This is a genomic window from Marinobacter sp. S6332 (assembly GCF_023016045.1).
In the GTDB taxonomy this organism is placed as follows: domain Bacteria; phylum Pseudomonadota; class Gammaproteobacteria; order Pseudomonadales; family Oleiphilaceae; genus Marinobacter.
This window is the reverse complement of record NZ_JALKAP010000009.1, coordinates 150,952-162,887: the sequence shown is the minus strand read 5'-3', so window position 1 is coordinate 162,887 and position 11,936 is coordinate 150,952. Positions and strand designations below refer to the sequence as shown.

General features: G+C 50.9%; 8 protein-coding genes, 1 tRNA gene and 1 rRNA gene. 2 read left to right on the top strand and 8 right to left on the bottom strand.

Annotated features, from left to right (window positions below):
* Positions 1–4: 4 nt before the first annotated feature.
* The 6 genes from MWU62_RS13990 to MWU62_RS13965 form a co-directional block, all read right to left on the bottom strand.
* Positions 5–81: transfer RNA gene (locus tag MWU62_RS13990), tRNA-Ile, on the bottom strand.
* 107 nt (positions 82–188) lie between these two features.
* Positions 189–1,729: ribosomal RNA gene (locus MWU62_RS13985) — 16S ribosomal RNA — on the bottom strand.
* 542 nt (positions 1,730–2,271) lie between these two features.
* Positions 2,272–3,468, bottom strand: coding sequence for a formate-dependent phosphoribosylglycinamide formyltransferase (gene purT, locus MWU62_RS13980; RefSeq protein ID WP_247115487.1), 1,197 nt, complete (start codon positions 3,466–3,468; stop codon positions 2,272–2,274).
* A 51-nt stretch (positions 3,469–3,519) separates the two neighbouring features.
* Positions 3,520–3,702 (bottom strand): DUF1289 domain-containing protein, encoded by a 183-nt coding sequence (locus MWU62_RS13975; RefSeq protein ID WP_247115486.1) that lies wholly within the window; start codon positions 3,700–3,702, stop codon positions 3,520–3,522.
* A gap of 11 nt (positions 3,703–3,713) precedes the next feature.
* Positions 3,714–4,241 carry a gamma carbonic anhydrase family protein gene (locus tag MWU62_RS13970; protein ID WP_247115485.1) on the bottom strand — a complete coding sequence of 176 codons (528 nt, stop codon included), beginning with the start codon at positions 4,239–4,241 and terminating at the stop codon, positions 3,714–3,716.
* Positions 4,242–4,254: 13 nt separating this feature from the next.
* Positions 4,255–4,836: a CoA pyrophosphatase gene (locus tag MWU62_RS13965; RefSeq protein ID WP_247115484.1), complete on the bottom strand. Its 582-nt coding sequence runs from the start codon at positions 4,834–4,836 to the stop codon at positions 4,255–4,257.
* 96 nt (positions 4,837–4,932) lie between these two features.
* Between MWU62_RS13965 and MWU62_RS13960 the strand changes: the two genes are divergently transcribed.
* Entirely contained in the window at positions 4,933–5,496 is a 564-nt protein-coding gene (locus tag MWU62_RS13960) for an NUDIX hydrolase (protein WP_247115483.1), read from the top strand.
* Here MWU62_RS13960 and MWU62_RS13955 read toward each other — a convergent pair.
* Entirely contained in the window at positions 5,491–5,802 is a 312-nt protein-coding gene (locus MWU62_RS13955) for a YqfO family protein (protein WP_247115482.1), read from the bottom strand. The genes MWU62_RS13960 and MWU62_RS13955 overlap by 6 nt on opposite strands.
* A 417-nt stretch (positions 5,803–6,219) precedes the next feature.
* Positions 6,220–10,125, bottom strand: coding sequence for a phosphoribosylformylglycinamidine synthase (gene purL, locus MWU62_RS13950; RefSeq protein WP_247115481.1), 3,906 nt, complete (start codon positions 10,123–10,125; stop codon positions 6,220–6,222).
* A gap of 348 nt (positions 10,126–10,473) precedes the next feature.
* On the opposite strand from purL, the gene mltF reads away from it, so the two are divergent.
* Positions 10,474–11,931, top strand: a complete 1,458-nt coding sequence (gene mltF, locus MWU62_RS13945) for a membrane-bound lytic murein transglycosylase MltF (RefSeq protein ID WP_247115493.1) — start codon at positions 10,474–10,476, stop codon at positions 11,929–11,931.
* The last annotated feature ends 5 nt before the right edge of the window (positions 11,932–11,936 follow it).

Here is an 11,936-nt window from a genome sequence, read left to right as displayed (position 1 = left end):
ATTTTGGTGGGTCTGGGTGGACTTGAACCACCGACCTCACCCTTATCAGGGGTGCGCTCTAACCACCTGAGCTACAGACCCGGTTTTGCTTGCCATAGACAAGCCAAGTCGGGCCTGAAAGACCCTTGCTCTCTTTATCAATCAACCAAGTAATTCGTGTGGACTCTGACCGAAGCGTCGACTTCGTTTAAGGAGGTGATCCAGCCCCAGGTTCCCCTAGGGCTACCTTGTTACGACTTCACCCCAGTCATGAACCACACCGTGGTAATCGTCCTCCCGAAGGTTAGACTAACTACTTCTGGTGCAATCCACTCCCATGGTGTGACGGGCGGTGTGTACAAGGCCCGGGAACGTATTCACCGTGACATTCTGATTCACGATTACTAGCGATTCCGACTTCACGGAGTCGAGTTGCAGACTCCGATCCGGACTACGATACGTTTTGTGAGATTAGCTCCCCCTCGCGGGTTTGCAACCCTCTGTACGTACCATTGTAGCACGTGTGTAGCCCTGGCCGTAAGGGCCATGATGACCTGACGTCATCCCCACCTTCCTCCGGTTTGTCACCGGCAGTCTCCCTAGAGTTCTCAGCATAACCTGCTAGCAACTAGGGATAGGGGTTGCGCTCGTTACGGGACTTAACCCAACATCTCACGACACGAGCTGACGACGGCCATGCAGCACCTGTGTCAGAGTTCCCGAAGGCACCAATCCATCTCTGGAAAGTTCTCTGCATGTCAAGGCCAGGTAAGGTTCTTCGCGTTGCGTCGAATTAAACCACATGCTCCACCGCTTGTGCGGGCCCCCGTCAATTCATTTGAGTTTTAACCTTGCGGCCGTACTCCCCAGGCGGTCAACTTAGTGCGTTAGCTGCGCCACTAAGGATTCAAGATCCCCAACGGCTAGTTGACATCGTTTACGGCGTGGACTACCAGGGTATCTAATCCTGTTTGCTCCCCACGCTTTCGCACCTCAGTGTCAGTGTTGGTCCAGGTAGCCGCCTTCGCCACTGGTGTTCCTTCCTATATCTACGCATTTCACCGCTACACAGGAAATTCCACTACCCTCTACCACACTCTAGCCAAGCAGTTCGAAATGCCGTTCCCAGGTTAAGCCCGGGGCTTTCACATCTCGCTTACTCAACCACCTACGCGCGCTTTACGCCCAGTAATTCCGATTAACGCTTGCACCCTCCGTATTACCGCGGCTGCTGGCACGGAGTTAGCCGGTGCTTCTTCTGTGAGTGACGTCAATCTTCCAGAGTATTAATCTGAAAGCCTTCCTCCTCACTGAAAGTGCTTTACAACCCGAAAGCCTTCTTCACACACGCGGCATGGCTGGATCAGGCTTGCGCCCATTGTCCAATATTCCCCACTGCTGCCTCCCGTAGGAGTTCGGGCCGTGTCTCAGTCCCGATGTGGCTGATCATCCTCTCAGACCAGCTACGGATCGTTGCCTTGGTGAGCCATTACCCCACCAACTAGCTAATCCGACTTAGGCTCATCCAATAGCGCAAGGTCCGAAGATCCCCTGCTTTCCCCAAAAGGGCGTATGCGGTATTAATCCGAGTTTCCCCGGGCTATCCCCCACTACTGGGCAGATTCCTAAGCATTACTCACCCGTCCGCCGCTCGACGCCTGATAGCAAGCTATCTTCGTTTCCGCTCGACTTGCATGTGTTAAGCCTGCCGCCAGCGTTCAATCTGAGCCATGATCAAACTCTTCAGTTTAAATCATACAAGAATCCGAAGATTCTTAATTCTTGCTCAAGACAAAACTCAATTTTCGACGAGTCGCTGTCTTGGTATTTCTTGTCGAAATACTCCAGTCAGCGCCCACACGAATTACTTGGTCAATTTGTTAAAGAGCGTTTGAGCCGTTGCTCAATCAAGGTGGCGTATTCTACATCGTCTCGCCGCCTTGTCAACCGTTTTTTTCAAGTCATTTCAGAAGCTTCACTTCCAAAACCACCGATACTTACCGGCTGCTTCATGCTTGATTTCGAGGGGCGTATTCTACATCGAATCCCAACCCAGTCAACTGTTATTTCAAAGAATCTTAAAAGCTTTTTCTTCAACACTTTCAAACAGTTAACTCTCTTAAAACACCCCGCTGTTCCGGTGTGTCCCTCAAGCGAGATGCGCATTCTACAGAGCTGGCCGAAGGTGTCAACTGTGTCACGAAAATATTTTCAAATACTTTTCGTGCACCTCTCCATAGCTAATGCGCCACCTTCTCATAACAGCAGTAATCACCGGCTGAAGCAAGCCTTTTACAACATAACCTCTATCGCTTTTGCAGCTGCCAGCGCCTTAGCTTTCGCGTCGCCGATAGAATCTCCCTTGGCTAGCGCAACTCCCATTCTACGGCGACCTGAAAGCTCAGGCTTACCAAACAACCTTAGTTGCACATCTTTTTCGGAAAGGGCTACATCTAATCCCGAGTAGGCGACCTCTTTGGAATCCCCTTCCGGTAGAATAACGGCTGAAGCAGAAGGCCCTTGCTGGCGAATCACCGGAACTGGCAAGCCAAGTATCGCTCGCGCATGGAGAACAAATTCGGATAAGTCCTGTGACACTAATGTCACGAGCCCTGTGTCGTGAGGCCTAGGCGAGACCTCTGAAAAGTAAACATCATCCCCGTGAATAAATAGCTCCACCCCATAAACCCCATAACCACCAAGGTTTTCGGTGACTTTCAAAGCCATTTCTTGAGATCGCTCCAGTGCCTTAGCGCTCATGGGTTGCGGCTGCCAAGATTCCCTATAGTCGCCGTCCTCCTGTCGGTGCCCTATGGGGTTGCAAAAACTCACCCCACCCGAGTGCCTTACAGTAAGCAGGGTTATCTCATAATCGAATGTCACAAAGCCTTCAACGATAACGCGACCCTTGCCTGTACGCCCGCCTGTCTGTGCATACTCCCAAGCGGCATCAACTTGGCTATTTTCAGTTACAGTACTCTGCCCCTTGCCAGATGAGCTCATGACGGGCTTAACAACAACCGGAAGACCTATGGCAGATACTGCTTCTATAAAGTCTTCCTTTGTATCAACGAATCGATATGGGGATGTACTCAGCTCCAACTCTTCTGCCGCAAGACGACGGATACCTTCCCTATTCATTGTAAGATGAGCCGCTCTTGCCGATGGAATAACGCTATAGCCCTCCTGCTCAAGCTTGAGCAGTTCAGCAGTCGCAATCGCTTCGATTTCTGGAACAATCAGGTCCGGCTTTTCTACATCAACAACATTACGTAGCGCCTGGCCATCCAACATGTCGATTACATGGCTTCGATGAGCCACCTGCATCGCGGGTGCATTCGGATACCGGTCTACGGCTATTACTTCCACCCCAAACCTTTGCAACTCGATTGCAACCTCTTTCCCAAGCTCCCCGGAGCCACATAACAACACTCTATAAGCGTTTGTTTTTAGCGGCGTGCCCAGCGTTACCTTACTAACATGGTTCAAAGCCAACCCTCCAGAGAACACCTGAATCCGCTTAGGTATCTTCGTGTTCAGTTAAAGACTAATTTCCCGCTCCCGTTCAGCGACTTTCAAAAGCACTGCTTTACGCTCGCAGTTGGTCATTGAGCTCCAACGCAAAATTTCATCACCTGTGCGCTGACACCCTATACAGATATCTCGCTCATCAAGAGCACATATGCTCACACAAGGCGAGCGGACCTTCTCTTGCCGTTCCATAAAGTTTTAACTCAATCGCTCTTGGGCTTTAAGCCACTCACATAGCGGCTTGCATTGTGTACGTAATGGGCAGCGCTAAGTTCAAGCATCTTCTTTTGCTGGTCAGTGAGCTCCCGCTTAACCTTGCCCGGCGCACCAATTACTAGTGAGCCGTCAGGAACCACCATGCCTTCAGGAATAAGCGTGTTTGCGCCAATGAGGCAGTGTTTGCCAATTTTTGCACCATTCAAAACAACGGCATTAATACCGATTAATGAATAATCCCCAACTTCACACCCATGGAGCATGGCCTTATGCCCAACCGTCACACCTTTGCCTAACGTCAACGGGATGCCAGGATCGGTGTGCAAAACAGAGGCATCCTGAACATTCGTCTCCGGACCAATCGTAATGAGCTCATTGTCTCCCCGAATCACTACGTTGAACCAAACACTGCTCTTTTCGTGAAGAGCAACATTGCCGATTACAGTTGCATTGCTGGCAATAAATTGGCCATCGCCGTGAAGTTCCGGCCCACGGCCTTCGAGCTCATATAGCATTAGGTTTTCCTCATTAGGTTCGGGGTTCAAGTAAATCTATGCCTGTATCGTACACAGCATTCAAAAAGTCGACCAGAACCACGGCGGACAACCCCCATATCTGATAACGCTCCCAACGGTAACAAGGCACGTGAATGGTGTGGTTTTGAAAGTGCAACGCATCCGTGCGCTCGCGCCGGTCTTCGAGAAAAAAGGAAAGCGGCACACGAAAAACACTTTCAATCTCGTCCGGGTTTGGATCCAAAGGGTGGCTCTTGGGAACAACACCAACATAAGGAGAAACGAGAATTCCATAACGTGACATCACCTGGCTCAAGGGTGCAATAATTTCTACTTGGTCAGGCGGCAGTCCAATCTCTTCATGAGTCTCGCGCAACGCTGTGGCAGCTAGGGATGAATCTTCCGGATCACGTTTCCCGCCCGGGTAAGCAACCTGGCCTCGATGAGTGCTCAAATTTTCAGAGCGTAACGTAAATATCATTTCAGGGTTATCAGGGTCATCTGTAACCGGAACGAGTATACCTGCCTCCGGGTAATCCAGGTCGAGCTTCCGGGGTGCATAGTCTGTTAAGCGCTGAACAAGTAAATCACGCAAATCGGAACTCCTGCGCAAATCTGGTGTTGGGTGAGACAGCGGCGATCAAGATCATTAAACTGAACGCTCTACCAATTTAAGTATACGGGGAAAAACATGAAGTACTGCAGCACATGCGGCCATCTGGTTAAACAAAGTATCCCTGAGGGCGACAACCGATACCGCTATGTGTGCGTCAACTGCAGCACCATTCACTATCAGAACCCCAAAATTGTCGCAGGCACCGTGCCCGTTTGGGAGGGAAAAATTCTGCTTTGCCGCCGGGCAATCGAACCTCGCTATGGTTACTGGACGCTGCCCGCTGGCTATATGGAGAATGCCGAAACTACAGTAGAAGCAGCGGAGCGTGAAACATTAGAGGAAGCCCTTGCCGAGGTCCATATTGATGGACTCTATTCCATTATTGATGTTCCCCATATAAATCAGGTTCACATGTTTTATCGGGCGACCCTCAAAAACGGGCATTTCGGGGCGGGCGAAGAGTCTTTGGAAAGCCAACTGTTTGCTGTTGATGAAATCCCATGGGAAGACATTTCATTCCCTACCGTTCGCAAGACGCTGGAACTTTTTCTGGAGGATCTAAAAAAGGATTCCTTTGACGTTCATATCAGTGATATTCGGCATCCAATGACTGCCACCCGAACCAAAGACGATCTATAACCCTTCCAGACGATAGACCTCATAAGCAGGCTCTTCATAAGGATGAGCCTGCTTGAGGGCAGCAAGCGCTTGTTGGATCAATTCATCGCGGCAAACAAGCTCAACCTTGAACTCCCCAACAGTCTCCAGTGCCCCCTCTGATCCTAAAAACGGATTGCTTCCCTGAAGAGGGCGGAACTGGCCCTGCCCGTAGCATTGCCACGCACAAGAATCGTAATCCCCTATACGCCCAGCTCCTGCTTCAAAGAGCGCCTGCTTGGTTTTCTCCAGATGTGTTTCGGGTACGAAATAGCAAATTTTATACATGATACCGGCCCGTCTGAGGATATTTTTTGTACAGATTAATAGCTTAGCCACTTACCCACAGATTCTGTGGATAACTCTGGGGAAAGATTTGGGGAACACCGCTATAAACCCCGTATTTACTGCACTTAGGTTAAATTGGTGACAATTTCACCCGATTAATTTAAGTCATATATTTCAATTAGTTACAAGATTTCAATTAAAAATGACGCTCTATCCGCCGCATTGCGCACAGAATATACAGAGCGTCGCCCGCGATGTGCATAAAGATACTGAGTCAAGGGGTATTTTTCCAATATAGTGACTTTTTAAGCTTGAAAAACGATAAAACTACCGAATTCCAGACACAAAAAAACCGACTCCAGAAAGTCACCCTAACGGGGCTCACTAAAGTCGGTTTTTTGAAGCTTCGTTCTCTATTTAGCCGAACCAGCGCCTCGCGTTCCGGAACATGCGAATCCAGGAGCCATCTTCCTGCCAGTCCGTGGGCCTCCACGAGTGTTGAACCGCACGGAATACACGCTCAGGATGGGGCATCATAATTGTGATACGGCCGTCCCGGGTAGTAGCACCTGCGATGCCATCTTGTGAACCATTGGGGTTGTATGGGTAGCGCATTGTTGCCTGCCCCCGATTATCCACGAAGCGCAGCGCTACTCGCTCACTTTCCGCAAGATCTGCAGCAGATGCACTTCCTGAAAACTCTACTCTACCCTCGCCATGTGCAACCGCGATTGGCATGCGTGAACCAGCCATCCCTTCCAGAAAGGCAGAAGGTGACTGCATCACTTCAACCATAGCCAGCCGCGCCTCAAACTGTTCGGACTGGTTACGAACAAAGCGAGGCCAAGCTTCACTGCCCGGGATCAACTCGTGCAAATTGGAAAGCATCTGGCAGCCGTTGCACACACCGAGCGCGAGGGTATCCTGCCGATTAAAGAAGGCAGCAAACTGATCACGGACGCGATCGTTGAACAGGATGGACTTTGCCCAGCCTTCGCCAGCCCCCAATACGTCTCCATACGAGAACCCGCCACAAGCGACGAGACTGTTAAAAGCCTCCAAGTTCGAACGCCCCGAGAGAAGGTCGCTCATGTGAACATCGACAGACTCAAAGCCAGCCCGATCAAATGCTGCAGCCATCTCAACCTGACCGTTTACGCCTTGCTCTCGCAAAACCGCCACTTTGGGTCGAGCGCCTTTGTTGATGTATGGCGCAGCTATATTTTCGTTTAAATTGTATGTGAGCTCAACATGTAGCCCCGGATCATCTGCATCCAGAAGATTATCAAACTCTTCCAGAGCGCAGTCCGCATTATCCCGCATCGACTGAATTCGGTAGCTTGTCTCAGACCATAGACGTTGTAGTTCTATTCGCGGGTTATTGACAACCGCTGTGCCTTCAAACGTCAGGCGCAAACAATCTTCATCATTTAACGTGCCAATGACATTAATGTGATCGCCCAGACCGGCTGCAGAAAACTGTTGTAAAACGAAGTCAGTGTCTTCCCTGCGCACCTGAATAACGGCACCTAGTTCTTCATTGAACAGCTCGCGAGCAAACTGGCTGGGGTCATCTGCTAACCCATCCAGCTTTACGTCTACACCGGTGCGGCCAGCAAAACACATCTCAGCAAGTGTCACAAACAAGCCGCCGTCAGAGCGGTCATGATAGGCCAGAAGCTTGCTGTCTGTGTTCAAGCCCTGAATAACAGCAAAAAAAGCTTTAATATCTTCTGGGTCGTCGAGATCTGGCGCCACCGCCCCAACATGACGATAGACTTGAGCCAATGCCGACCCACCCAATCGATTTTGCCCTGCTGCTAGATCAATAAGAATCAGATCGGTTTCACCCACATCTTTTATCAATTGTGGCGTCAAAGTGCGCGAAACATCGGTGACCGGCGCAAAACCACTGACTATCAAAGATAGGGGCGCAGTAACGCTTTTATGTTCGCCGTTATCCTCTCCCCAAACCGTCTTCATGGACATGGAGTCTTTACCGACGGGAATGGTGATTCCCAGCTCCGGACACAATTCCATACCAACGGCACGAACTGTCTCGTAAAGGTTTTCGTCCTCTCCGGGGTGGCCGGCGGCTGACATCCAGTTCGCCGACAGACGAATATCCGAAAGCTTACTAATAGCAGCGGCCGCCATATTAGTAATAGCCTCACCTACAGCCATGCGGCCAGAGGCAGGGGCATCAATGGTTGCTATCGGCGTGCGCTCACCCATAGCCATAGCTTCGCCAGTCAACACATCGAAGGAGCTTGCAGTAACCGCAACATCGCTAACGGGCACCTGCCAGGGGCCAACCATTTGATCTCGGGCAACCAGCCCGGTAATCGTGCGGTCACCAATGGTTATCAGGAAATTCTTAGAACCTACTGAGGGCAACCTCAACACTCTGCGTATCGCATCGTTCAGGTCGACTTGTGTAGAGTCAAATATCGGTTTGCTGAAAGATGTTCGCTTAATGCTGCGATGCATGCGAGGCGGCTTGCCGAACAGCACATCCATCGGCAGATCAACCGGCTTGTCGTTAAAATAGGAGTCGCTCAGTTCTAGATGATGAGCTTCAGTTGCCTCACCAATTACTGCGTATGGGCAGCGCTCCCGACGGCACAGCGCGTCGAAAAGCTCCAGATTCTCAGGAGCCACCGCCATAACATAGCGTTCCTGAGACTCGTTACACCAAATTTCCAATGGAGACATACCCGGCTCGTCGCTGGGAATATCCCGCAGTTCGAACTTTCCACCGCGACCGCCGTCCTTGACCAATTCCGGCATAGCGTTAGACAGGCCACCAGCGCCAACATCATGGATAAAGCACAAGGGGTTTTTCTCGCCCATCTGCCAGCAACGGTCAATTACTTCCTGACAGCGGCGCTCCATTTCAGGGTTATCTCGCTGTACGGAGGCAAAGTCGAGGTTCTCATTACTGGAGCCGGAATCCATGGAGGATGCTGCGCTACCACCAAGACCGATAAGCATGGACGGACCACCTAACACTATAAGCTTGGCGCCTACTGGTATCTCGCCTTTCTCCACATGCTCTGCGCGGATGTTACCTAGTCCGCCAGCGATCATGATAGGTTTATGGTAGCCTCGCACCTCATCGCCTGCCGGACCTGCAACTTTCTCTTCGAATGTCCGGAAGTAGCCCGCTATGTTAGGACGGCCAAACTCGTTATTGAATGCAGCTCCGCCAATAGGGCCTTCAATCATGATATCCAGAGCCGATGCAATTCGGTCTGGCTTGCCGTAATTGATTTCCCAAGGCTGGGGGTCATCCGGCAAATTAAGATTGGAGACGGTAAACCCTGTAAGCCCGGCTTTCGGTTTGGAGCCACGGCCCGTTGCGCCTTCATCACGGATCTCGCCACCGGAGCCGGTTGCCGAGCCTGCTGCCGGGGCTATAGCTGTCGGATGGTTATGGGTTTCCACCTTCATAAGAATGTGGATTTCTTCTTGGTTATAACTGTAAACACCCGTTACCGGATCGGGGTAGAAACGCCCACCCCGGCTACCCTGAATAACCGAAGCATTATCTTTATAGGCAGAAAGTACGCCTTCGCTATTCATTTCGAAGGTATTTCGGATCATGGCAAAGAGGGATTTTTCCTGCCCCTCTCCGTCGATATCCCAAGAAGCATTAAATATCTTATGGCGACAATGCTCGGAGTTTGCCTGCGCAAACATCATAAGCTCAACGTCAGTTGGGTCTCGCTCAAGACCAATAAATGACTTCACCAAATAATCAATTTCGTCATCTGCAAGCGCAAGCCCGAGGCGCTTATTTGCTTCCACCAGTGCCGATCGACCTCCGGCCAACACTGAAATACGTTCCAACGGGCGAGGTTCTTCATGACTGAACAACAGTTGAGCGCCGCCCATTTCATGGAAGACTTTTTGAGTCATGCGATCGTGCAGCAGGGCTGCAACCTTCTCGCGCTGGTCTAAGCCCAGTTTTTTGCTCGATTTAATATAAAAAGCCGCGCCGCGTTCGATACGCTGAATCTGGCGCAAGCCACAGTTACGAGCAATATCGGTTGCCTTACTGGACCAGGGGGACAAAGTTCCCGGGCGAGGCACAACGAGAAACAGCACGCCGTCCGGCTCTTCAACCGGTACGCTGGGGCCGTAGGTAAGCAGCCTATCAAGGATGGCCTGCTCGGATTCAGAAAGCGTGCCCTCCAGATCTACGAAGTGCATGAATTCAGCATAAACATTCTCGACTTCTGGCACGATGGCCTGAATTCTGGCGAACAGTTTATGGGAGCGGAATGGCGAAAGCGCGGGAGCGCCGCGAAGTTCAAGCATGATATCAACCTGTATCGCGCGAAACGGGGAAGTCCGGGTGCATTCTGAGAAGGCGCATATGATACTTGAAAGCTTTGCCAGGATACAGCGCCTGAAAAGTTATTCCTCTAATGGGCATTTAACATTATTTTGCACGGTTTTTGATCAACTTCATTGACCGTTCTTCCCACAGCAGGGATCATTAGAGTGTGGACATGGAGACCACACGCTAAAAGACACCGGATGCGCCAAATTGTTTGCGCGCATCCCGATGACCCAGCGGTAACGGAGAACAGGGACTTGGCAAGAAACCTAACTGCACGAATTGCAGCGGCGGCAAATAGATCATTCCTCGCCTGCACGCTAACAATGATCCTGCTCAGCTTAAATGGGTGTAGCCAGCCCAGCACTCTGCAGGAGATTCGCAATGAGGGCGTTCTGCACGTCATCACCCGAATTGCACCTTCTATTTATTATGAAGGGCGCGGTGGGCCAACAGGTTACGACTATGAGTTGGCCAAGCTCTTTGCCGAAGAGCTTGGTGTAGAACTTCGCCTCAGAGTTGCCGAAGACAACACTAAAGTGCTTTCCGTAATATCCCGAGACTTCGCGCACATCGGTATGGCGGGTTTGTCTGCACAACCCTTGTTCGACAACCAATACAAATCGCTTCCTACCGGCATTGAAGCCCAGTCAATCGTTGTATACAACAGGGATGTCGAACGCCCCGAGTCTTTGTCGGATCTTGCCAACGAGCGCCTCCACTTGGTGTCCGACAGCAATCATGAGTATCAACTGCAAGCAATTACGAACATGGCCTCCGGTGTTTCGTGGCAAGTGCATCCCGGATTGGATGCTGCAGGCATTTTGGCACGCGTAGAAACTGGCGAACTCCCCTACGCTGTTGTTTCTTCGAATGAACTTGAGCTTAACCACGTTTTTTTCCCTCAGGTTAAACAGGCCTTTGCACTTGGCGACGCCATGCAACTGGCATGGCTGTTTCCCATAAATCAAGACGACTCATTGGTGAACGCAGCAAAGGCATTTATGGAAAAAATGCAGGCAAACGGCACCATGGCGCAGCTTGCTGAACGTTTTTATGGGCATTTGGATCATCTGAACTACGTGGGTGCGCGCACGTTCATGCACCACGTAGAAAACCGCTTGCCAAAATATGAGGGGCTGTTCAGAGAAAATGCTTCGGTTTTCAACATGGACTGGCGCTTGCTGGCTGCCATTGGCTATCAAGAGTCGCACTGGCGACCCAATGCGGTTTCTCCGACAGGGGTTCGTGGGCTAATGATGCTGACCCGGAACACAGCAAACTACATTGGAATCAATAATAGGCTGGACGCTAAAGAAAGTATCCAAGGTGGCGCAAAATACTTCCGTATGGTGCACGAAAGGATTCCCGATCGCATTTCAGAGCCTGACCGTACATGGTTCGCTTTGGCGTCTTATAACGTAGGCTTTGGTCACTTGGAAGATGCCCGCAGACTTACCGAAGGTGCAGGGAAAAACCCTGACCGCTGGATGGATGTAAAAGAGTTTTTGCCTCTGCTCGCGCAAAAAGAATGGTATAAAAAAACACGCTACGGCTATGCCCGTGGCCACGAGCCAGTTCTCTATGTTCAGAATATCCGCCGCTACTATGATGTGCTCGCAAGAATAATGACCCCCGCGGAGCGCGTAGCTGCTGCTCCATCGCCGTTCGTTGGATTGGAACAGAGCACAGAGGGACTTTCCAACATGGAAAGCCCAGAGGAAGGTGCGGATCACCGTGCCAACTTGCCACCGGAGCTCGGGATGGTCCCTCCGACGCTTTAGAACCC

What these genes read in the sequence shown, in the direction of transcription:
- MWU62_RS13975 (WP_247115486.1), bottom strand. Translation starts at nt 3,702, where the DNA reads ATGGAACGGCAAGAGAAGGTCCGCTCGCCTTGTGTGAGCATATGTGCT.
- MWU62_RS13970 (WP_247115485.1), bottom strand. Translation starts at nt 4,241, where the DNA reads ATGCTATATGAGCTCGAAGGCCGTGGGCCGGAACTTCACGGCGATGGC.
- MWU62_RS13960 (WP_247115483.1), top strand. Translation starts at nt 4,933, where the DNA reads ATGAAGTACTGCAGCACATGCGGCCATCTGGTTAAACAAAGTATCCCT.
- MWU62_RS13955 (WP_247115482.1), bottom strand. Translation starts at nt 5,802, where the DNA reads ATGTATAAAATTTGCTATTTCGTACCCGAAACACATCTGGAGAAAACC.
- purL (WP_247115481.1), bottom strand. Translation starts at nt 10,125, where the DNA reads ATGCTTGAACTTCGCGGCGCTCCCGCGCTTTCGCCATTCCGCTCCCAT.
- mltF (WP_247115493.1), top strand. Translation starts at nt 10,474, where the DNA reads ATGATCCTGCTCAGCTTAAATGGGTGTAGCCAGCCCAGCACTCTGCAG.